Source organism: Limnohabitans sp. 2KL-1 (assembly GCF_003063435.1).
Taxonomy (GTDB): domain Bacteria; phylum Pseudomonadota; class Gammaproteobacteria; order Burkholderiales; family Burkholderiaceae_C; genus Limnohabitans_A.
In genome coordinates this window covers 184355-206041 of the sequence record NZ_NESL01000003.1, presented here as the reverse complement: position 1 = coordinate 206041, position 21687 = coordinate 184355, and the positions used below count along the sequence as shown (strand labels likewise).

The 21687-nt window shown below is 61.1% G+C and carries 23 protein-coding genes; 8 read left to right on the top strand and 15 right to left on the bottom strand.

What is annotated here, in order from left to right; translation table 11 throughout:
* The first annotated feature begins 183 nt into the window (after window positions 1–183).
* Together B9Z47_RS09080 and cysE are read left to right on the top strand one after the other, a co-directional pair.
* Window positions 184–915: an RNA methyltransferase gene (locus B9Z47_RS09080; RefSeq protein WP_108331186.1), complete on the top strand. Its 732-nt coding sequence runs from the start codon at window positions 184–186 to the stop codon at window positions 913–915.
* Window positions 916–926: 11 nt separating this feature from the next.
* The gene (gene cysE, locus B9Z47_RS09075) at window positions 927–1694 is read left to right on the top strand and encodes a serine O-acetyltransferase (protein ID WP_108330931.1); all 768 of its coding nucleotides are present in this window, start codon (window positions 927–929) and stop codon (window positions 1692–1694) included.
* 47 nt (window positions 1695–1741) lie between these two features.
* Here cysE and dnaG read toward each other — a convergent pair whose 3' ends face one another.
* Window positions 1742–3868, bottom strand: a complete 2127-nt coding sequence (gene dnaG, locus B9Z47_RS09070) for a DNA primase (RefSeq protein ID WP_108330930.1) — start codon at window positions 3866–3868, stop codon at window positions 1742–1744.
* Between the two features lie 139 nt (window positions 3869–4007).
* On the opposite strand from dnaG, the gene B9Z47_RS09065 reads away from it, so the two are divergent.
* Entirely contained in the window at window positions 4008–5666 is a 1659-nt protein-coding gene (locus B9Z47_RS09065) for an acyl-CoA synthetase (protein WP_108330929.1), read from the top strand.
* Window positions 5667–5799: 133 nt separating this feature from the next.
* On the opposite strand, the gene B9Z47_RS09060 is transcribed toward B9Z47_RS09065, so the two are convergent.
* The 6 genes from B9Z47_RS09060 to B9Z47_RS09035 all read right to left on the bottom strand — a co-directional run bounded on the left by B9Z47_RS09060 (window position 5800) and on the right by B9Z47_RS09035 (window position 10585).
* A complete protein-coding gene (locus B9Z47_RS09060; RefSeq protein ID WP_108330928.1) occupies window positions 5800–6039 on the bottom strand; it encodes a hypothetical protein in 240 nt (79 codons plus the stop codon).
* Between the two features lie 85 nt (window positions 6040–6124).
* Window positions 6125–6673, bottom strand: coding sequence for an NUDIX hydrolase (locus tag B9Z47_RS09055; RefSeq protein WP_108330927.1), 549 nt, complete (start codon window positions 6671–6673; stop codon window positions 6125–6127).
* Window positions 6674–6675: 2 nt separating this feature from the next.
* Window positions 6676–7998: a TRAP transporter large permease gene (locus B9Z47_RS09050; RefSeq protein WP_108330926.1), complete on the bottom strand. Its 1323-nt coding sequence runs from the start codon at window positions 7996–7998 to the stop codon at window positions 6676–6678.
* The gene (locus B9Z47_RS09045) at window positions 7995–8516 is read right to left on the bottom strand and encodes a TRAP transporter small permease (protein WP_108330925.1); all 522 of its coding nucleotides are present in this window, start codon (window positions 8514–8516) and stop codon (window positions 7995–7997) included. The genes B9Z47_RS09050 and B9Z47_RS09045 overlap by 4 nt, the downstream gene beginning before the upstream one ends.
* 89 nt (window positions 8517–8605) lie before the next feature.
* Window positions 8606–9637, bottom strand: coding sequence for a TRAP transporter substrate-binding protein (locus B9Z47_RS09040; RefSeq protein WP_108330924.1), 1032 nt, complete (start codon window positions 9635–9637; stop codon window positions 8606–8608).
* Window positions 9638–9889: 252 nt separating this feature from the next.
* Entirely contained in the window at window positions 9890–10585 is a 696-nt protein-coding gene (locus B9Z47_RS09035; protein WP_108330923.1) for a fumarylacetoacetate hydrolase family protein, read from the bottom strand.
* Window positions 10586–10708: 123 nt separating this feature from the next.
* On the opposite strand from B9Z47_RS09035, the gene B9Z47_RS09030 reads away from it, so the two are divergent.
* The gene (locus B9Z47_RS09030) at window positions 10709–11146 is read left to right on the top strand and encodes a MarR family winged helix-turn-helix transcriptional regulator (protein WP_108331185.1); all 438 of its coding nucleotides are present in this window, start codon (window positions 10709–10711) and stop codon (window positions 11144–11146) included.
* Between the two features lie 40 nt (window positions 11147–11186).
* On the opposite strand, the gene B9Z47_RS09025 is transcribed toward B9Z47_RS09030, so the two are convergent.
* From B9Z47_RS09025 to phnC, 8 genes are all read right to left on the bottom strand, one after another.
* Window positions 11187–11489, bottom strand: a complete 303-nt coding sequence (locus B9Z47_RS09025) for an antibiotic biosynthesis monooxygenase (protein ID WP_108330922.1) — start codon at window positions 11487–11489, stop codon at window positions 11187–11189.
* A 45-nt stretch (window positions 11490–11534) separates the two neighbouring features.
* A complete protein-coding gene (locus B9Z47_RS09020) occupies window positions 11535–12419 on the bottom strand; it encodes an NUDIX domain-containing protein (protein ID WP_108330921.1) in 885 nt (294 codons plus the stop codon).
* Window positions 12420–12425: 6 nt separating this feature from the next.
* A complete protein-coding gene (phnX, locus tag B9Z47_RS09015) occupies window positions 12426–13232 on the bottom strand; it encodes a phosphonoacetaldehyde hydrolase (protein WP_108330920.1) in 807 nt (268 codons plus the stop codon).
* A complete protein-coding gene (locus tag B9Z47_RS09010; protein ID WP_369911972.1) occupies window positions 13229–14344 on the bottom strand; it encodes a TIGR03364 family FAD-dependent oxidoreductase in 1116 nt (371 codons plus the stop codon). Before B9Z47_RS09010 ends, phnX begins: the two co-directional genes overlap by 4 nt.
* Entirely contained in the window at window positions 14341–15393 is a 1053-nt protein-coding gene (locus tag B9Z47_RS09005) for an iron-containing alcohol dehydrogenase (RefSeq protein ID WP_158271654.1), read from the bottom strand. The genes B9Z47_RS09010 and B9Z47_RS09005 overlap by 4 nt, the downstream gene beginning before the upstream one ends.
* A gap of 14 nt (window positions 15394–15407) precedes the next feature.
* Complete coding sequence (gene phnE / locus B9Z47_RS09000; protein ID WP_108331184.1) at window positions 15408–16148, bottom strand: phosphonate ABC transporter, permease protein PhnE; 741 nt, start codon at window positions 16146–16148, stop codon at window positions 15408–15410.
* A gap of 82 nt (window positions 16149–16230) precedes the next feature.
* Window positions 16231–17181, bottom strand: a complete 951-nt coding sequence (gene phnD / locus B9Z47_RS08995; RefSeq protein WP_108330917.1) for a phosphonate ABC transporter substrate-binding protein — start codon at window positions 17179–17181, stop codon at window positions 16231–16233.
* Window positions 17182–17206: 25 nt separating this feature from the next.
* Window positions 17207–18076, bottom strand: coding sequence for a phosphonate ABC transporter ATP-binding protein (gene phnC / locus B9Z47_RS08990; RefSeq protein WP_233253734.1), 870 nt, complete (start codon window positions 18074–18076; stop codon window positions 17207–17209).
* Between the two features lie 94 nt (window positions 18077–18170).
* Here phnC and B9Z47_RS08985 point away from each other — a divergent pair, with 94 nt between their 5' ends.
* From B9Z47_RS08985 to B9Z47_RS08970, 4 genes are all read left to right on the top strand, one after another.
* Entirely contained in the window at window positions 18171–18737 is a 567-nt protein-coding gene (locus B9Z47_RS08985; protein ID WP_146185775.1) for an HD domain-containing protein, read from the top strand.
* Window positions 18738–18805: 68 nt separating this feature from the next.
* Window positions 18806–19654: a GNAT family N-acetyltransferase gene (locus tag B9Z47_RS08980; RefSeq protein ID WP_108330915.1), complete on the top strand. Its 849-nt coding sequence runs from the start codon at window positions 18806–18808 to the stop codon at window positions 19652–19654.
* Entirely contained in the window at window positions 19651–20571 is a 921-nt protein-coding gene (locus B9Z47_RS08975; RefSeq protein ID WP_233253733.1) for a UDP-2,3-diacylglucosamine diphosphatase, read from the top strand. The genes B9Z47_RS08980 and B9Z47_RS08975 overlap by 4 nt, the downstream gene beginning before the upstream one ends.
* On the top strand, window positions 20568–21605 hold the full coding sequence (locus tag B9Z47_RS08970; protein ID WP_108330914.1) for a glycosyltransferase family 1 protein: 1038 nt from the start codon (window positions 20568–20570) through the stop codon (window positions 21603–21605). Before B9Z47_RS08975 ends, B9Z47_RS08970 begins: the two co-directional genes overlap by 4 nt.
* Window positions 21606–21687: the final 82 nt, after the last annotated feature.

Genomic DNA, 21687 nt, shown 5'->3' with positions numbered 1-21687 from the left:
GTTTCTTTGGTAAAACAACGTTTCCAATTTGAAACGTTTGAAGAATTATTGGCCGGGTCTGCGATCCGGTCAATAGAAATCCGACTGGTGGAGTGGGGTTTTTGGAGCGCGCCGGATGGGCTGTCAGGCGTGCAGCAGGCCATAGCCGGCCAGCCGGTTCGCGCGACCGTGGACAATCGGGGCATGCAAACGCGATTCATCCTGATAGAAACCAGCCATGCCGGCAACGTGGGCGCAGCCGCCCGCGCCCTGAAAGTCATGGGCTTTGACGATCTGGTGCTGGTAGCACCGCGCTGGCCCAATGTGCTGCGCAAGGAAGAAACCATCCAGCGCGCCAGTGGTGCCAACGATGTGCTGGCCAAGGCCCGCGTGGTCGAAACGCTGGAAGATGCGCTCGACGGTGTGACCCATTTGTGCGCCACGGCCATGACGCCCCGTGACTTTGGCCCGCCCACCCGCTCCCCCCGTGAGCACTTTGCCGAGCTGACGAAACCCGGCGCGCCCGAGCAATGTGTGGCGTTTTTGTTTGGCTCCGAGCGTTTTGGCATGAAAAACGAGGATGTTTACCGCTGCCATGTGGCGCTGTCGATTCCGACGAATCCGCAGTTTGGCTCGCTCAATTTGGGCTCGGCCATTCAGGTGATTGCTTACGACTGGCGGGTCGCTTTGGGTGGCTTTCCTGTGCAGGACGCGGTGCCGCCCGCCGACAAGGCCGATGCGCAGCAGGTGGCGGGCATGCTCACGCATTGGGAGCAGGCGCTGACCGACATTGGCTTTCTGGACCCGGCCGCGCCCAAAAAACTCATGCCGCGCCTGAACCAGTTGTTCAACCGGGCCGATCTGAGCCCGGAAGAAATCCACATCCTGCGCGGGGTGGCCAAGGCCATGATCCAAAACGCCAACGCCAAACGCTAGACTTGCAGCCTATGTTTTCACGCCTTCGCTCCGACATCCAATGCATCCTTGACCGGGACCCTGCCGCCCGCACCGCCTGGGAGGTGCTGACTTGCTACCCGGGGCTGCACGCCTTGGTGCTGCACCGCCGGGCGCACTGGTGCTGGAACCACGGTTTCAAGTGGTTGGGGCGCTTTATTTCGCATGTGTCGCGGGGTTTGACCGGCATCGAAATCCACCCGGGGGCCAAGATCGGCGAGCGGGTGTTTTTTGACCACGCCATGGGCGTGGTGGTGGGCGAGACCGCCGAAATTGGCGATGGCTGCACGATTTACCAGGGCGTGACGCTGGGCGGGACATCCCTGTACAAAGGGGCCAAACGGCACCCCACTTTGGGCAAGGACGTGGTGGTCAGTGCCGGGGCCAAGGTACTGGGCGGCTTCGAGGTGGGCGATGGGGCCAAGATCGGCAGCAATGCGGTGGTCATCAAGCCAGTGCCCGCAGGGGCCACGGCGGTGGGCATTCCAGCGCGCATCATCCCCTCCAAGTCGGGTGAGAGCGCCGATGTCGCGGGCACGGACCGCAAGTTCACGGCCTACGGCATCACGCAAGACGATGACCCGGTCAGCCAGGCGCTGCGCGGGTTGATCGACAATGCGGCCGGGCAAGAGCACCAGATCGCCATGATCTGGAAAGCGCTGGAGCAGGTGTGCACACAGCAGCAGGTGCAAATGCCCCGCGGTGCGGCGACCAGCGAAACTTTCGAGGCCGACAAGTTCAACCAGCTTCTGGACAAGTGATGTCCACCTGAGGTTTTGCGTGGGAGGCCGCCGCTGCGGCCGAATCTTCAGGACGCGGCTTGCAACGCTGCGGCCGCGGCCATCAGCGCTTTGCGGCGTTCGTGCAGGCTGCGCCAGCGCTGCTGGGCCTCGGGGTCTTGCCCGGTGCTGGCCTGGGTCAGGGCTTCGGTTTCGAGCTGCTTGAGGCGGTCGATCATCAGCATGGTGAGCAAGCGCCGCAGTTCCTGCCGGGCCTCTTGCGGGTCGGGCGGGGTGGCGTCTTCGCTGCCGGCGACCGCATTCAGTTTGTCCTGCGCCATCCAGCGGGTGGCGTCTTCTGCAAAGGGCTGACCTTGCATGTGCTCGCGCAGGGTGGACCAGCCCAAAGCACCTTGTTCATGGAACTGCGATTCCAGCCACGCAAACAGCGGACCGTGCGGCGCGGGCAGCGCGCACAGCATGGCGTGGTCTTCGCCGGCCAGGGTTTCCCACAGCGCCATGTTGCCCAGCAGCAGGCGGGCGGCGTGGTCGGCCCGGCTGGCGGGGACGGTGCGCGGGCCGGTGTAGACCGGGGGCTGCTCACGTTTGTATTTGCCATTGCCAAACTTGCTGCCCGGCGTCCAGTTGGGGTTTTTGCGGGGCCAATTACCGCTGCCTGAAAAATTCCCACCCGCGTTGCCGTAAGCGTTGCCGTAAGCATTGGCATAGCCCGGTGCGCTGCCCCCCAGAGCGGCATCCATGCCCCAAGCGGGCGGTTCGCCGTAGTGCGGCTCGAAATGGGGGTAGTCATCACTGCCCACGCTGGAGGCCTGGCTGAAAGCGGCATTGGCGGCAGAGGCTGAAGGCGGCGCAGTGGCCGTGCCGCGTGCCGCAGGCGCGAAGCGCTGTTCGCTGGCCGCTTGTTGGCCCCACAGTTTTTCCAGGCCTGCGGTTTCCAGTTGAATCAGCTGCGCCAATTCCGACAGCAGCTGTTGCTTGAGCGCGCCATCGGGCAGCAGTTGCCACAAAGGCCGGGCCTGGCTGGACAGGCGGGCGCGGCCCTCGGCGGTTTGCAGGTCGCAGTCGGCGCTGGCCGCTTCGATCAAAAAGCGCGACAGGGGCATGGCCTGCTTGATTTGCTCGGCAAACGCCTCTTGACCAAACTCGCGCACATAGCTGTCGGGGTCGTGCTCGGCGGGCAAGAACAAGAACTTGATGCTGCGCACATCGGTGGCGTAGGGCAGGGCCCCGTCGAGCGCCTTGCGGGCGGCGCGGCGGCCTGCGCTATCGCCGTCAAAGCTGAAGACCACCGAGTCGGTGAAGCGGAAGAGTTTTTGCACATGGTCGGGCGTGCAGGCCGTGCCCAGCGTGGCCACGGCGTTGGCAAAGCCAAGTTGCGCCAGTGCCACCACGTCCATGTAGCCTTCGGTGACCAGCACGTAGCCCGCGCTGTGCAGCGCTTCGCGCGCCTCGTACAGGCCGTACAACTCGCGGCCTTTGTGAAAGACCGGGGTTTCTGGCGAGTTGAGGTATTTGGGTGTGCCGCTGCCAATCACCCGCCCACCAAAGCCGATGCATTCGCCTTTGATGTTGCGGATCGGGAACATGATGCGGTCCCGAAAACGGTCGTAGCGTTTGTCGTCTTCTTCGTTGACGATGACCAAGCCCGACTCGGCCAAGAGCGGGTCGTCGTATTTGGGGAAGATGCTGGCCAGGCTGCGCCAGCCTTCGGGCGCATAGCCCAGGCCAAAGCGCTTGGCGATCTGGCCGGACAGGCCCCGGCTCTTGAGGTAGTCGATGGCGCGGGGCGTGATCTTGAGCTGTTCGCGGTAGGCCTCGCCCGCTTTTTCCAGCACATCGCTCAGGCTGTCTTGTTTGGCCTTGGCGGCGGCGGCGCGGGCGCGGTCTTCGGGCGATTGTTGTTCTTCGGGCACCACCATGCCGGTTTGTTGAGCCAGGTCTTTCACCGCCTCAATAAAGGTCATGCCCGCGTGTTCCATGAGGAAACCGATGGCGTTGCCGTTTTTGCCGCAGCCAAAGCAGTGGAAAAACTGCTTGGTCGGGCTGACGCTGAAGCTGGGCGATTTTTCGCCATGGAAAGGGCACAGGCCCATGAAGTTGGCACCGCCCTTCTTGAGCTGCACGTATTTGCCCACGATATCGACCACATCGACGCGGGACAGCAACTCCTGGATGAAAGACTGGGGGATGGCCATAAGGGGGTATTTTCGCCGATCCTGACCGGCGACCCCGGGCGGACGAGGTGACTTGTTTCGGGGCAAACCAGCATGGCTTTCAGCCCCGGGTCAGGCAAACTGTTCACCATCTGAACGTCAGCCGCAAGAGGACCCTTTCATGACCGAGACCCCCGTCAGCATCTTCGACCAGGATTTGCCCCAGACCCCCGCCAACCACGCGCCGATCTCGCCGCTGAGTTTCATCGAGCGCACGGCCGAGGTCTACCCGACCCGCCTGGCCATCGTGCACGGTGATTTGAGCCAGGACTGGGCCAGCACCTACCGCCGCTGCCGTCAGCTGGCCAGTGCGCTGGCGCAGGCGGGCATTGGCAAAAACGACACGGTGGCCGTGATGCTGCCCAACACGCCGCCCATGGTGGAGGCGCACTTCGGCATCCCCATGGCCGGGGCGGTGCTCAACGCCCTGAACACCCGGCTGGACCCGGAGACGGTGGCCTTCATGCTCGACCATGGCGAGGCCAAGGCGGTGATCGTGGACCCGGAGTTTGCTGGCGTGATGAAAAAAGCCCTGGCGCTGCGCCAGTCCACTCGGCCCTTGCTGGTCATCGATGTGGAAGATGCGCTGTACACCGGCCCGACCGACAAGCTGGGCACGGTGACTTATGAAGCCTTTGTGGCCAGCGGAGATGCCGACTTTGCCTGGAGCCTGCCCGGCAACGAGTGGGACGCGATTGCGCTGAACTACACCAGCGGCACCACCGGCAACCCCAAGGGCGTGGTGTATCACCATCGGGGGGCGGCGACGAACGCGATCTCGAACATCCTGGAATGGGACATGCCCAAACATGCGGCGTATTTGTGGACGCTGCCCATGTTCCATTGCAATGGCTGGTGTTTCCCGTGGACCGTGGCGGCGCGTGCTGGCGTGAACGTGTGTTTGCGCAAGGTGGACGCGCAGGCGATTTTCGACGCCATGCGCGACCATGGCGTCACGCACTACTGCGGCGCGCCCATCGTGCACGGCCTGCTGGTCAACGCCCCGGCCGCCATGAAGGCGGGTGTGCCTGCGGGCATCAAGGCCATGGTGGCAGGCGCAGCACCCCCAGCCTCGATGATCGAGGGCATGGAGCAGATGGGTTTTGACCTGACCCATGTGTACGGCCTGACCGAGGTCTATGGTCCGGCCACGGTGTGCCCCAAGCACCCCGAGTGGGACGCCATGGACATTGGCGATCGTGCCCGCCTGAATGCCCGCCAGGGCGTGCGCTACCACCTGCAGCGCGACGTGCGCGTGCTCAACCCCGAAACCATGCAGCCCGTGCCGCAAGATGGCGAAACCATGGGCGAGATCATGTTCAAGGGCAACATCGCCATGAAGGGCTACCTCAAGAACCCCAAGGCCACGCAAGAGGCCTTTGCGGGCGGCTGGTTCCACAGCGGCGATTTGGCGGTGCAGTACCCCGACGGCTACATCAAGATCAAGGACCGCAGCAAGGACATCATCATCTCGGGCGGCGAAAACATCTCCTCGATCGAGGTGGAAGACGTGCTGTACCGACACCCCGCGGTGCTGGCCGCAGCCGTGGTGGCCAAGCCCGACGCGCGCTGGGGCGAGACGCCTTGCGCCTTTGTGGAGCTGAAGGCGGGTGCACAGGTCACGCCCGAAGACATCGTGGCGCACTGCAAGCAGCACCTGGCGGGCTTCAAGGTGCCGCGAGCGGTGGTGTTTGGCGAGCTGCCCAAGACCAGCACTGGCAAGATCCAGAAGTTCGAGCTGCGCAAGCAAGCGGGTTCGGCCGCCGCGATCGACGTGTGACGCACCCAGGTACCCGGCCTCAGGGCTGGCCTGCGTTTTTCCTGCCGTACCCATGACAAAGGCCACCGCAAGGTGGCCTTTGTGTTGGTGCCTGATGTGCGTCAGGCCCGGGGGTCAAGCGCTGCGCGCTGTTTCAGGCTTTGCTCTTCTTTTTGGATTTTTTGCTTTTCTTGCCTGTTTTCTTGGCCGCTTTTTTCTTGGTGGGTGCTTCGGCTTTGGGCGTTGCTGCTGCCGCAGGGGCCGGCATGGTGGCGGCGGCCGGCGTGGCCGTCACAGCAGGTGCAACGCCAGGGGTGGGTGTCGGTACAGCCGTCTGGGCCATGGCGGAGGCAGCCAGCAGGCTGACCAGGAGAGCGGTGATGGACTTGATCATGCTTAGCCTTTGGAAGATCGATGAAAAGAATTCCTTTGTATTATGAAAGGTGAATGCCCCTTTTGGGGCAGGGGCATTCAAATTTTCATGCGATGTCGAACGCATGGGTGACAAAACACCCCGTACGCCGGTCGGCAAAGTAGTGTTCCAGCGTTTCCTTGACTGTGCGGAAAGCCAGCTCGTCCCAGGGAATCTCGTCTTCCATAAACAAACGCGCTTCCATGGTTTCATGGCCGGGGTCGAACACATCACTGGTCAGGCGGGCGCGGTAGTACAGGTGCACCTGGCCGACGCGGGGCACGCTCATCACGGTGAGCAGGTCTTCCATGATGAACTGCGCCCCGGCTTCTTCGGTGGTTTCGCGGGCTGCGCCTTCGGATGTGGATTCGCCCAGCTCCATGAAGCCTGCCGGCAAGGTCCATTTGCCTTTGCGCGGCTCGATGTTGCGTTTGCACAGCAGCACCCGGTCACCCCAATGGGGCACGGTGCCCACCACGTTCAGGGGGTTTTCGTAATGCACGGTGTGACAGGCGGTGCAAATGGCGCGCTGCTTGGTGTCTCCGTCATCGGGCAAACGGTAAGCCACTGAAGCACCGCACTGGCGGCAATGTCGAATGGCTTCTCGTGTGTACATGGTCAGGCAAATATTTTCAAAGCGACGAGTGTAATGCTCGGGAAGAAAACAATCGCGGTGATGCGCAGAAGGTCAGAGATGAGGAAGGGAATGACGTATTTGAATGTCTCTTTCATCGGCACGTCTTTGGCCATGTTGCTGATGATGAAGACGTTCATGCCCACTGGCGGTGTGATCAGGCCGATCTCGACCACCATCAAGGCCAGAATGCCGAACCAAATCGCTTTGGACTCGTTGTCCAGTCCCCAAATGTCGATGCCCATGATGATGGGGAAGAACATGGGCACGGTCAGCAGGATCATCGACAAGCTGTCCATGATGCAGCCCAGCACCAGGTAGATGGCAATGATGGTGAAGACCACCATCAAGGGGTGCAGGTTCAGACCCACCACCCATTTGGCCAGTTCGGTGTTGACTTGGGTCAGCGCCAAAAACACGTTCAGCACATCGGCGCCCAGCAAGATCAGAAAGATCATGCCTGTGGCGCCTGCAGCGCCGTACATGCACTCCAGAAAGCCTTTGCCCTTGAGACCACCCGATGTCCAAGCCACGAATCCTGTGGCGATGGTGCCGATGGAGGCCGCTTCGGTGGGGGTGAACAGGCCACCGTAAATACCGCCAATCACCACAGCGAAGATCAACAGCACAGGCCAGGTTTCGGCCAGAGCTTGCAGGCGCTGGCCCCAGGTGAACCGGTCACCTCGGGGGGCTTCTTCAGGCCGCACACGGGCGATGATGCCAATCACCACCATGTAGCCGATGGCCGCGATGATGCCGGGAATGAAGGCCGCCAAAAACAATTTAGCAATATTTTGCTCGGTGATGATGGCGTAAATGACCAAGGGTACCGAAGGTGGAATCAAGATGCCCAGCGTGCCACCTGCAGCGATGACCGCAGTGGACAGGCGAGGCGAGTATTTGTGCGCTTTGAGCTCAGGCAAAGCCACTTGGCCCATGGTGGCCGCCGTAGCCAATGAGGACCCGCAGATGGCACCAAAGCCCGCACACGAGGTAACGGCTGCCATGGCCATGCCGCCGCGCCAGTGTCCGATCATGGCGTTGCCGGCCTTGAACAGTGCTTTAGACAAGCCGCCGTGCGTGGCAAATTGCCCCATCAATAAAAACAGCGGAACCACCGAGAGGTCATAAACCGAAAAACGGGTGTAGGCCGCTGACTTGAAGTAGTTGAGCAATGGATCGAGGCCAGACAAGGCCACATAGCCCGCTGAGCCGGCCAAGAGCATGGCCACGCCAATATGCAGGCGCAAGGCCAGCAGGACAATCAGGCCGAAGAAAACAAGGCTGCCGAGTTCAATGCCGGTCATGACTGGATCTTTCTGAGGTCATCGCCAGCGACATAAAGCGCCGTGATGCAAAGCAATGCAAACGAGGGAACCATGGGCGCATAGCTCCACCATGTCGGAATGTCCAGCAGCATGGATGCTTCCATGGAGCCTTTGAGTTCCCACAGGCCTTTCCAGATGCGCCAAGTGATGACGCCAGCAAACAAGGCCAAGATCAAATTGGCCAATAAGTCCAGCAAGGCATTGAGCTTGGGGTTGGCGTGGGCGGTGAAAAAGTCCACGATCACATGACCGCGAATCCAATGGGTATAGGGCAGGCTCATGCTGACGGCAATGGCGCACAGGGCTTGCACCAATTCGTAGTCGCCCACGATGGGGCTGCTGAAGAAAGTGCGGCCCACAATGCTGGCAATCGACATGATGGCCATGGCCGTCAAGACGAGACCAGAGCAGATGGCAAAAAATTTGCAAATCGTTTCGATGATCCTGCCTGCAGGGCCTCTGGATTGGGAGGTGTCGTTGAGGATGAGTTCGGCCACGGGCTTTCCTTGCGTTGCTTCAATCGGTGAGCTTCTGAGGGCGAAAAAAGGGCGGAGAAACTCCGCCCTTTTTTGGCTCTGGGTGATGATTACTTGGTGTACTGCTTGATCAAGGCGGTGGCACCGTCGAGCATGGCTTTGCCATCCATGCCTTTGGCCGTCATTTCCTTGACCCAGGCATCATCCAGCGAGTCGGTGGCTTTTTTCCAGTTTTCCAATTCAGTTTTGGGAATTACACTGATTTTCTGGTTTTTAGCGTCCACGAAGGCTTGCTTGCTGGGCACGTCCTGGCCCGCTTGGGTCTTGCCCAGGAAAGCCGAGAACTCACGACCGGAGTTCTTGTCGATCACGGCCTTCAGGTCGGCAGGCAAGGACTCGTATTTAGCCTTGTTCATGGGCACCACGAACACGGTGGTGTACAACGCGTTGTAGGAGCGGTCGGTTTCTGCCGTGAAGTTGGTCAGCTCTTGCACTTTCAGGCCAGGAGCGACTTCGTAAGGGATCACCGCACCATCGATCACGCCTTTGGACAGGGCTTCGGTCACTTGCGGCACAGGCATGGCCACAGGGGTGGCACCCATCATGGCGATCATTTTGTTGACCTGACGGGTCGGGGCGCGCACTTTCAGGCCTTTCAGATCGGCCATGGTGGTGACGGCCTTGCTCTTGGTGTAGATGTTGCCTGGACCGTGAACGTGGACGGCCAACATCTTGACGTCTTTCATATCGTCAGCAGCAAACTTTTGGGCGTAGTCCCAAGCCGCACGGCTGGTGGCTTCGGCGTTGGTCATCATGAAGGGCAACTCGAACACTTCCAGCTTTTGCAGCTTGGCGGTGTAAGCCTGCAAAGTCCAGGCCACATCCACCACGCCATCGCGTGTTTGATCAAACAGCTGAACAGGTGTGCCGCCCAGTTGCATGGCTGGGAAGATTTGGCATTGCAGACGGTTGTTGGAATCTTTGGCGATGTTCTTGCACCATTCACCCATCATGGTGGTGTGCTGGATGGACTGTGGGCCCAGAAAATGGTGGACTTTCAGGGTGATGGTTTGGGCATGAACGCCAAAACCAACGGCCATCAACCCGGCAGCCAGGGCCGTTTGTTGCAGGAATTTCTTCATCGACTTGTCTCCATCATGGTTTGAAAATCGGGATGATAAACCAACCACTTGGTCGGTTAATCGCAGTGAATGGGGTCAGAGGCTGTGGCATCAGGGCGTTGCAAGCCCAACCCCTCTAAAAGATGCATTATGTTGCAAGTATTGGATTCATCAATCAGGGTTAACCCTTTTTATCTGGGAGTCTGTGCACTTTCGTTCATCGTAGGGTGAAGCCTACAAGCGGCCAGCCAGCCCGTCCTGCTGGCTAAGGTCTCAGCGAATTTGGACCTGCAAGCTGCCCAGGCCCGTCACCTGTCCGACCAAAGTATCACCCGCGACCACGGCCGCCACACCTTCGGGGGTGCCGGTGTAGATCAGGTCGCCGGGCTGCAGTTCCCAAGCGGCCGACAGGTGCTCGATGGTTTCGGCCACATTCCAGATCAGTTTGGCCACATGGCTGCGTTGGCGGTCTGCGCCGTTGACCTGCAGGCTGATCTCGGCGTTGTTCACGTCGCCGGCTCGCGCGATGGGCGTGATCGGGCCAATGGGGGCCGAGTGGTCGAAGGCTTTGCCGATGCACCAGGGACGACCTTGTTTTTTCATCTCGTTTTGCAGGTCACGGCGTGTCATGTCCAGGCCCACCGCATAACCATAAATGTGCTGGGCGGCATCGGCCGCCTTGATGTTTCTTCCACCCTGGCCAATGGCCACCACCAGCTCGATTTCATGGTGCAGGTTCTGGGTCAGGCTGGGGTAGGGCATGCTGCCCTTTTGGCCTTGCTCGACCACGACCAGGCTGTCGGTGGGCTTGAGAAAAAAGAAAGGGGGTTCGCGCCCTGTGAATCCCATTTCCTTGGCATGCTCTTCATAATTGCGGCCGACGCAGTAGACGCGGTGAACGGGGAACCGCTCGGGCTGTCCCAACACAGGAACCGACACCACTGGCAAGGGGGGGAATACAAAGCTCATGAATCGCTTTCAGAAAAGTAAAAACTCGATGTTAAGCGGATACTATTTAATAGGTGTGCTTATTATCTGAGCTGAACGCCCCTCCTGAACCGAGTGAAAACCCTGATGATGAAATGAATGGACATGACCCAAAGCATTGACCTGGCCACCACACCCGGCCACCTGATTCGACGCGCGCAGCAGATCGCGGTGGCGATTTTTGCCGAACATTTGTCGGCGGCTGACATCACGCCGGTGCAGTTTGCCATCCTGAACGCTTTGCTGGACAGCCCCGGCATTGACCAGGTGAGCCTGGCCAAACGGGTGGCGTTCGATCCGGCCACTTCGGGCTCGGTGATTGGGCGTCTGGAGGCCAAGGGGTGGGTGGCGCGCCAAGCCGATCCGGCAGACCGCAGGCGCAAGTTGCTGGTGGTCACGCCACAGGGCATGCAGGCCATGGCCAGCATTCAGGCCGATGTGGCCCGGGTTCAGGCGCAGATCCTGTCGCCTTTGCCTCAGGCGGATCAAGAGCTGTTTGTGAATTTGTTGTCGCGGTTGGTGCAGGGGCACGAGGCCGCGTGATCAGGCCCTGACAGGGCGCAGCGTGAGCAGTGCGCGGGCCTCAGGCCGATGTGTAAGCCAGCTCGAAGTGCTCCACATGCGGGGGGGCGGCAAAGAACGGCCCCACGATGGCGCGCCATTCGGTGAACAGCGGCGATTCACGAAAGCCCACGGTGTGGTCTTCCAGCGTGTCCCAGAAAATCTGCAGCACGAAACGCTCAGGGCTTTCAATGCCCCGGTTGACTTTGGCACCGCGAAAGCCCTTGGCTTTGGCAGCAACCGTGCTCAGGCCCAAGGCGATGGCTTGTTCAAATGCGACTTGTTGGCCTGGCTGGATGCGGATGTCGGCGATTTCGAGGATCATGGTCGGGTTCGATCAGGTGAGGGACGGAATGGAACGATACCTCATTCAGCTCGGGGCCGGTCGTTGAAGGCGGCTCGTCATCAAGCCCAATCCCCGCGCCAACGACGCGCAGGCATCCGGGGTGAATTCACCCGCCTGCATGCGCGTGACCACCTCGCCCGGGCTCAGGCGCAGAAATGCCTGCACCTCCCCGTCCCGGTTGACAGGCAGCCGCGTGTCGGGCACTTGCAGGTTGTAAACCAGCAATTGCTCGTCATGCCAGCCTTGGGGTTCCAGTCTTTCGGTGCGCACACCGCCCACCCAGGACAGGTCGGCGGCCTGAAGGCCATCGAGTCCTGCTTCTTCCTGGAGCTCACGCAGTGCCGTGCGCAGCGGCGTTTCACCTGCGGACAGCCCGCCTGCCGTCAGGTTGTCCAGCATGCCCGGGTCGGTGGCTTTGCTGTCGGCGCGACGACCGCACCAGAGGTCGCCATCGGGCAAGAAACCGTTGATGTGCACCGCATGGCTCATCATGCCCAGGTGCCTGAAACCGGCGCGCTCCACACACAGCCAAGGCAAAGTTTCCAGTGAAGGAGGACAGGTGGCTTGCGCCCAGAGGCAGAAAAATTCATCGCGCCAGCCCATCAGGTGACCGAGCGTTTTTTGTTGCGCCAAAAAGGCTTGCAGGTCACGGCTGCGGTGCAAGCGGTTGGGCGTTGGGGTTTGCCAGACCAGGCGGCCGGGCTGCATCGCGCAATGGGGCAGCCGCGCGACCAATTGCCCGGCCCGTTCGTGTGAGACATGGCCCAGCAAGACACCGTCCCCAAACCAGTCCAGCCAGCCTGAGGGGACGGGTTGCCGGACGGCATGCTTGAGTTGCACAAGCCAAGCCTGCTGGCTGCGGCTCAGGCGTGACCAGAAGGCCTGTGCAGGTGCCAAGGCTGGGGGCATGTCAAATCAAGGGGTTTCACCCCGGCCCATGCGCTGCTCGATCCGGGCGATGGCTTCGGGCAGATCGGCCACGCTGTCAATGACCTCGTGCGCGCCTGCGGCCTCCAGCAAGGCCACCGCGGGCTGCAATGCCCGGGTTTTTTCTTCGTCCTGCGCTTGCTGCCAGCGCTCATAAGTCCAGCCCAGTGCATTGCCGCTGGCCGCTACCCCCACGGTCCAGCAACCGGCAGCCAGGCCTTCGGCCAGCCCCGGCGCAGTGTCGTCCACCTTGATCACTTGCGAGGACTGGCCTTGCAAGTGCATGGCCTGCAGGCATTGCTCGACCCCCATGGGGTCGGGGCGACTGCGTGCCACATCGTCACAACAGATCACGCGGGCGGGCTCGAAGCCCTGCGCGTGGGCCTGCTCAATCAGCGGGGTCATGATCTTGCGGGTGTAGCCGGTGGTGGTGGCAAAGGCCAGGCCTTGCGCCTTGAGGCCCTGGTAGACCGGCATGAAGCCCGGAATGAAGGCGCTGCGATTCAGGGCGGCTTGCGCACTCATGGGCTCAAATTCATCCAGCAAGTTGCGGGCATCGGCTGCCTCAAAGGGGCGACCGACAACCGCCTGCCACTGTGCAGCAATGTCCGGCATTTGCCCCAGCGCGATGATGTGGTCGATTTTGGGCAAACCCATGGGCACACGGGCTTGCTCAAAGCTGATTTGGATGCGGTGACGCGCAAACAATTCGACGAAGGCACCCATCGGGGCCAGGCTGCCAAAGTCCACGATGGTGCCCGCCCAATCGAGGATGACGCCTTTGATTTTGTTCATGCTGCGGTCCAGGTTGCGGTGACTTCTTCGGCCAGGCCGAAGGCGGTGCTCATGCCTGTGCCGCTGGTCACACTGACCAGTTGCACGTTCGGCAAGACCTCGCGCACCAAGGTGTCTTGCTGGGCACTGGGGTAAATGCCGGTCCAGCGCTCTGTGACCTGGTAATGGCCCAGGCACAGCAGGCGCTGCATCTCATGCAAGATCAGGTCTTCCACCTCGCGTGAGGCAAAAGGGCGCATGGCCTGGCCGTAGTGGTGCGAATCACCCACCACCAAAGACCCATCTGCGCTTTGCACGATGATCAGGTGAATGCCATGGTCCAGCGCTTGGCGACACTCCACACGCAGCTGGTCGTGCAACAACTGTGCGCCCGGCAGTTCGCTGTAGCCCCGGTAACGCACCAGACTCAAATCACTCATGACACCTGCCCCCAGTTTGTAGCCGTCGGGGGGTTGCACACGCAGCATTTGCAACTGGCAAAGCTGTGTGCTGTTCTGTGCGAATGCTGCGGGAAACAGACTTCGGATGTCTGGCCCCGGACACACCACGATCCGTTCGGCTTGTTGCCATTGCCCGCCACTCAAAACGGCACCGGAGATGACCTCTTGCACCGCCTGACCCATCTGGAACTCAACGCCTTGCTGCGCGAGCCAATGGCGCAATTTGTCGATGGCCAGGCGCGCCTCGATGCGCAATTCGTGCGGGCTGTACAGCGCGCCCAGCAGGTGCGCCATGGTCAGGTGCGGTGCGCGGTCTTGCAGGTCCTGGCCTTCCAGCCATTGCAGATCCTGGCCCTCCGGGCGGGTGCAAAGTTCCTGCAAGACCACTTTGGCCTGCTGTCGTTGCGCCAGCACATACAGGCCTTGGTGTTCGATGGCGATGCCGGCTTGCGGGGCCAATTGCGCCCACACATCGCGGCTGCGCCGCGCGCGTCGCCAGGTGTCGCCCGCCCCTTGCCCGGTGACGGTGACAAAACCGAAGTTGCGAATCGATGCGCCCACACAAAAGGGGTCGCGGTCGATCACGCGCACGCGCTTGCCTTGTTGCCAAGCGGCCCAGGCACAGGCCAGGCCTACGATGCCGCTGCCGACCACGATCACGTCTGATTTCACAATGCGCTCCCGATGAAGTTGCGACCCCGAGCCGAGCCCAGGGCCTGCTGAAGTTGTTGTTGTCCCGTGGGGCTTTGGCGCAGGTCACGGGGCTCAATGCCCAGACGCTGCAGCCATGTGGCCAGTTGCAGCTGGGCCTGGTCCAGTGGGCACGCAAAAATCTGTTCCAGATCCTGCCTGACCTGCGCACTGTGGGCCGCTGCGATGTCCATGGCCATGTTCAGCCACACGGCGCAGGCATGGCCATGGGGCAGCTTCTCGTGCAAGGTCAGGTCGTAAGACAGCGCGTGTGCCAACGCGGTTTGTGTTTGCGACATGGCCAGCCCGGCCAGCAGCGATGCCTTGCTCAGTTGCTGGCGCAAATCCAGGTCCTGCGGGCTGTGCAGCAGTGTGGGCAAGGTCTTCAAAACGAGCTGCGCGGACTGGATCGCCAGGGGGCGTGTCAAGTCGTTGGCATGGTGGTTCCAGATCGACTCCAGCGCGTGAGCCAGGGTGTCCAGCGCCGTGTCGCGTGTCAGTTGTTCGGGGCAGCTCAGGGTCAAGGCCGGGTCAATCAGGGTCCGGTCAGCAAAGCCCTGCGGTGTGGACCAGGAGCGTTTGACGGGCGTGGGCGTGTCCATGTCCCACAGCGTGGCCCAGGGCGTGACTTCGCTGCCCGTGCCCGAGGTGGTGGGGGCGCACCACAAGGTGTGCCGCTGGTGCGCAGCCGGCAGTTTGTTGGCACGCCAGGCGGCGGGTGCAGCGTCCGGATCGCTCAACTGAAAACGCACGATCTTGGCCAAATCCAGCGTGGTGCCGCCACCGATGGCCAGCAAAGCAGCTTGCGGGTGCTGCGACCACAGCGGCCACAAATGGCCAGCCAGTTGCTGTGCAGCCTCAACGCTGCTGTGCGCGCTGCGTTGCCAAATCCAGAACAGGCACTGCTCGCCCCAGCGGCTTTTCAGATCGGCCTCCATGGCCATGGGCACGGCCGCAGGATCGGCCAGCACAAAGAATGGGCTGGGGGCTTGCAAGGTCTGCAGCAAACCCGGTGCCCATTCAATGTGCACTGGGTTGAACCACTTCAAATGAATCGCTGACGCAGCCATGAGGAAATCACATCGATGAAGGACACGGTGACGATCAGCATCAGCAACACGGCGCAGGTCTGGCCGTATTCGAAGCTGCGGATCACTTCAAAAAGAATCACCCCGATGCCGCCCGCACCCACCATGCCCACGACCGAGGCCGAGCGCACATTGGATTCAAACCGGTACAAGGAATAGGACAGCCACAAAGGCATCACCTGGGGAATCACGCCGTAAGCGATTTCGGCCAACTTGTGCGCACCGGTGGCCCGGATGCCCTCGACCGGACGCGGGTCGATGGCTTCCACCGCCTCGGAAAACAGCTTGGACAAGGTGCCCGTGGTGTGCACGAACAAGGCCAGCACGCCCGCAAACGGCCCCAGCCCCACCGCCACGATGAACAGCATGGCAAACACCATTTCATTGGTGGCTCGGCAGGCGTCCATCAGGCGGCGAACCGGTTGGTAAACCCAGACGGGGGCCACATTGGACGCCGAGAGCAAACCCATCGGGACTGCCGCCACGATGGCCAGCACCGTGCCCCACAGCGCGATGTGCAAGGTGACCACCATCTCGCGCAGGTACAAGCGCCAGTCCCTGAAATCAGGCGGAAAAAAATCGGCGGCAAAGGTGCGCATATTGGCCGCATCCCGGATCAGGGCCAGCGGGCGAATCTCTGCGCCTTGCCAGGCCCAGGCCATGACGCACGCCACCGCCAGCCAGACCAGATACGTCATGCCCTGGCCCTTTTTCTGGGCGGCCAGCTGGTGCAGGGCGTCCAGGCCGGTGCTGGAGACGGCGGTGTTCATCGCATGCTCCTCACTTCTTCAAGGCGGCCAGCTTCTGGTCGATCTCGGCCAGCTGGCGGGTCTTGTCGGCGGCGCTCAACTTGTCGTCGCTTTCGACTTTGCGGCGGTCCTTGAACAGCTCCAGCTGGCGAATCGGGATCAGCTGGTCGTTGCTGGATTCGCGGAAACCGCCGTAGTTGTAAATGTTCTTCAACACGGCTTTTTCAGCCGGGTCGGTTTTGGCGTAATTCAGCACGAAACTCTTGATCTTGGTCTTCACGGCCGGGTCCATGTCCTTGCGCCACACAAAGGGGTCGCTCGGGATCAGCGGGCTTTTCCAGACCACGCGCAGTTGGCTGAACAGTTCGGGCTTGGCGCTTTCGAGCTTGCCCATGTCTTCGGTGTTGTTGGTGGCTACATCGACTTGTTTGGCCAGGGTGGCCTGGATGTTGGCGCCATGGCTGGCGTTGCGCACGGTTTTGAAGGTGTTGCGCGCCTCAATGTTGCGCTGCGCAAAGATGTAATAAGAGGGCACCAGAAAGCCCGAAGTGGAATTGGGGTCGCCAATGCCAAAGTTGATGTTCTTGCCATTGGCGATCACATCGTCCAGTGTTTTGTAGGGGCTGTCCTTGTGGGTGATCAGCAAGGCGTGGTAGCCGAAACTGCCGTCGGCGTACATCAATTGGGCAAAAACTTCACCATTGGCGCGGTCCACCGCTTCCATGGCGGCTTTGTTGCCATACCAAGCCACCTGGATCTTGTTGAAGCGCATGGCTTCGATCACACCCGCGTAATCGGGGGCATAAAACGACTGGATCTTCAGACCCGTCTTTTTTTCCATGTCACGGAAAAACGGTTCCCAGCGATCGCGCTGCGCAGACGCTGAATCCGTGGCGATGATGCCAAAGCTGATGTCTTGTGCCCAGGCGCCCAGTGCGCTCAGTGAGACCAGGCCTGTGGCCAACAAACGGGAGATGTTCATGGGGATGTCCTCGTGTGGAAAGGGTTCAACGCGCCAGCAACTGGAGCGTCGGGTTGAGAAATGGGGCGGGCTCTTCATGGGGGTGGTCCATGAACAGCTCGTCGGAATGTGTGCCGTAAAGCTCGCGCAGCGTCTGGTTGTCCAGCCCCAATGGCGGGCCGTCATACACCAGCCGTCCCTCGCGCAGCGCGATGATCCGGTCGCAGTACTGCCGGGCCAGATTCACGTTGTGCAGGCTGATGACCAGGGTCATGCCTTGCTCGCGTTGCAACTGGCGCAGCAAGTCCATCACCCGGCGCGTGGATTCGGGATCGAGCGAGGCCACCGGCTCGTCGGCCAGCAGGATGCGCGCACCCTGCACCAGGGCCCTGGCGATGGCCGCGCGTTGTTGCTGGCCACCTGACAAGGTCGATGCGCGCTGCATCGCCTGCTCGGACAGGCCCACGGCGTGCAGGGCCTTCAAGGCCTGGAGTCTTTCTTCGGTGGTGAATCGGCCGAGCAAACTGCGGTACAGCGGCATGCGCGGCAGCAGACCGGTCATCACGTTGGTCAGCACATCCATGCGACCGACCAGGTTGAACTGCTGAAAAATGATGCCAATGTGGGTGCGCAGGTCACGAATGGTGGGGCTGAGCTTGCCGGACTTTTGCAGCGTCTCGCCCCACAACTGGACCTCGCTGTTCACGCCGTCAAGCCTTTCCAGTCCGCACAGGCTGCGCAGCAAAGTCGATTTGCCCGAGCCCGAAGCACCCAGCAGCCCCACGCATTGACCTGGCTCAATCGTCAGGTCAATGGCGCTGAGCGCCTGGCGATTTTTCTGAAAGGACTTGCAAGCGTTGATGACGCGGATGGCGGTGTTGTCTTTGGACATGCGCGCATCTTCCGGTTTGCGCATGACGTCTTGGTGAAGAAAATGTGACGACATCGTGTCGAAGGCGCTTTGTCATGCGCCTGACATTCAGAAGTTTCAAAGTGTGGCCATGGAAGACATGAAGCATTCAATTTTGGCGCTCTACAGGCAAGGCGGTGACCGCATGTATGCCGGAGAGCCCGTCACGCAACTGGCCCATGCCTGGCAATGCGGCCGACTGGCTGAAAAATCAGGGGCCAGCGCCGCCTTGCAGCTGGCCAGCTGGTTGCACGATGTGGGGCACTTGTGGGTCAATGCCGAAGGCACACCGACTTTGCGGGGTGAAGACGATGGGCACGAACACGTGGGCGCTTCTTTGCTCGCGTCCGTTTTCGGACGAGCGGTGTCCGAGCCCGTGCGATTGCATGTGCTGGCCAAGCGCTATCTGGTGACCACGCGGCAGGCCTATGCCCGAAAACTGTCGCCTGATTCGGTGCGCAGCTTGCACCTGCAGGGTGGGCCCATGAGCGAGGCCGAGTGTGCGGCGTTTGAATCCGAAACCTATTTCACCGATGCCCTGAAGCTGCGGGTCTGGGATGACCTGGGGAAAAACCAGGCTTGGTTCGACATCACCCGGGAAGAAGCGCTGACGCATCTGGCGGACTTGATGGCCGTGGTTCAGGCTCGGGACGTCACACAAATTTAACGAATAAGACTTCGGAATGTCATGGCCGCCGCTGATCATGAAGCCACAGATCACAAGGAGCCGATGCCATGAAAGAGTTGCCCAATCCCACTTACGCTTTGTCCCCGGTCCATTTGCCCAGGGGGTCACTTCATCCGGGGTCATCTAACACCTCTGTTGAATTTTTACCTCGGCGCGTGCAAGGCACCATTGAGGTCAGTTGGGCGAAACATCAAGACGAAATTCGTGAGGCGCAGCGACTGAGGTACGCGGTATTTGCCACTGAGTTGGGGGCGCGTCTGCCGCAAACCGTGCCTGGCCATGACATCGATTTGTTTGATGACTACTGCGAGCATTTGCTGGTGAGGGACTCTGTTTCTGGCGAGGTGATTGGGACGTACCGTGTGCTCACCCCGGCACAGGCCAAACGCGCAGGCAGCACTTACAGCGACACCGAATTCGATCTGACCCGTTTGCGCGGCATTCGCCAGCGCATGGTGGAGTTGGGCAGAAGCTGCGTCCATGCGGAGCACCGCCATGGCGGCGTCATCATGGCCTTGTGGGGGGCGCTGTTCGAGTTCATGGACCGCAACCAACTGGACACCATGATCGGCTGCGCCAGCATTCCCATGCTGCACAACGGGGTGGTGACGGGCGATGCAGCGGCCAGCATCTGGCACCAGTTGCGGCAAACGCACCTGGCGGAAATTCAATACCACGTTCGCCCCCGCTTGCCTTTGCCGGTGGAAGAGCTGGACCAGGGTCTGGCGATGGAGCCGCCCGCCCTGATCAAGGGCTACCTGAGGCTGGGTGCCAAGGTGCTGGGCGCGCCCGCATGGGACCCGGATTTCAACACGGCCGACTTGCCCATGTTGATGCGCACCGCGGATCTGCCCGCACGCTACCGCAAGCACTTTTCGATGGGTGTTGCAAGATGAGCTCGTCCGACCTGCTGGCCGCGTCCGCGCTGTTCAAGACGTCTTATGCGGGTCAGGACGATGGCTTGCTGCGCGAGGGGCAAAGCCTCGCACCCGCCAGTGGGCAAGACCCTGACGACGAGGAAAGCGCAGCAGACCGGACCCGGTTGCGGGCGATTTTCATTTCCGATCTGCACATCGGCACGCCGGGTTTTCAGGCAGAGGCCTTGCTGGACTTCCTCAAACACCACCCCAGCGACACCTTGTACTTGGTGGGCGACATCGTGGACGGCTGGCAATTGCGCCGGCGCTGGTTCTGGCCACAAAGCCACAACGACGTGGTGCAAAAGCTTTTGCGCCGTGCGCGCAAAGGCTGCCGTGTGATTTATGTGCCGGGCAACCACGACGAATTTGCCCGGCATTTTGTGGGCCATGCCTTTGGGGGGGTGGAGGTGGTGCATGAGTCCACGCACACCACGGCCCAGGGCCTCAAGCTGTGGGTGGTGCATGGTGACCACTTTGACGGTGTGATCCAGTGCGCCAAGTGGCTGGCCTATGTGGGCGACTGGCTGTACGAGTTGACCCTCAAAATCAACCGGCACCTCAACAGCTTTCGGGCACGCATCGGGCTGCATTACTGGTCGTTGTCGGCCTATCTCAAGCTCAAGGTCAAGAAGGCCGTGAATTTCATCAGCGACTTTGAAGTGGCGGTGGCGCACGAAGCGCAGCGCCGGGGGTTCGATGGTGTGGTGTGCGGTCACATCCACCACGCCGAAATCCGCGATGTGAACGGCATTTTGTATTGCAACGATGGCGACTGGGTGGAAAGCCGAACGGCCTTGGTCGAGCACCTGGATGGGCGTCTGGAGATCATCCACTGGGGCGCACAAGCGGTGGTGCTCAACCGCGCGCCCACGGCGCAGCCGGTGGCCGCATGAAACTGGCCCTGATCACCGATGCTTGGCATCCGCAGGTCAATGGCGTGGTGACCACCTTGCATGAGTTGGTGCAGGCGCTGGGGCCACTGGGTGTGGCGGTGACGGTGGTGCACCCGGGCTTGTTCAAAAACCGCAGTTGCCCGGGCTATGCGGGGATTGACCTGGCGATTCGGCCCTACAAGGCTTTGGCCGTGATGCTGGACAGCCTGCAGCCCGAGGCGGTGCACATCGCCACCGAAGGGCCTTTGGGTTGGGCAGCACGCCGGCATTGCCTGAAAAAAGGCTGGAAATTCACCACGGCCTTCCACACCAAATTCCCTGAAATCCTGAAAGCCGCCTTGCACGTGCCCCTGTTTGTGGGTTATGCCTTGTTTCGCCATTTCCACCGTCCTTCGGCTGGGGTGATGGTGCCCACGCAAGGGGTGTTGAACATGCTCAAGGGTCGTGGTTTCAGGGCACTCCAACCCTGGACGCATGGGGTGGATCTGGACCTTTTCAAGCACCACGCCGAACCGCTTGATTTGCCCGAGCTGCAAGGCCATGCGCGTCCCTACGCCTTGTTTGTGGGGCGGGTGTCCTACGAAAAAAACATCGATGCCTTTTTGGATTTGAAGCTGCCCGGCACGCGCATTGTGTGTGGCGTGGGCCCTTTGGAAGCGCAGCTCAAAGCCCGCTATCCGGGGGTGGTGTGGATGGGTGTCTTGCCGCGCCAGCAATTGGCCAGGGTTTACGCGGCGGCCGATGTGTTCGTGTTCCCTTCGCGCAACGAAACCTTCGGTCTGGTCATGCTCGAAGCCATGGCCTGTGGCACCCCGGTGGCGGCGTACCCGGTGGATGGGCCGTTGCAAGTGTTGGGTGACGCACATGGCCAAACCCACGGCGGTGCGCTGTCCGAGGATTTGTCTGCGGCGGTTCAGCAGTGCCAGGCTGTGCCGCGCTTGCAGGCGCGCGAGCGTGCGCAGGCCTTTGCCTGGCCCAAGACGGTGGAACTTTTTGTGTCATATCTGGTGCCGGTGGATGGCTCCGGCGGGTGACTTGACGCAGCACGGCCGGATTCACAGCACTGTCATCAAATTGACACAGGGGTTTCTTAGAATGATTTTTCAATTCATTCGC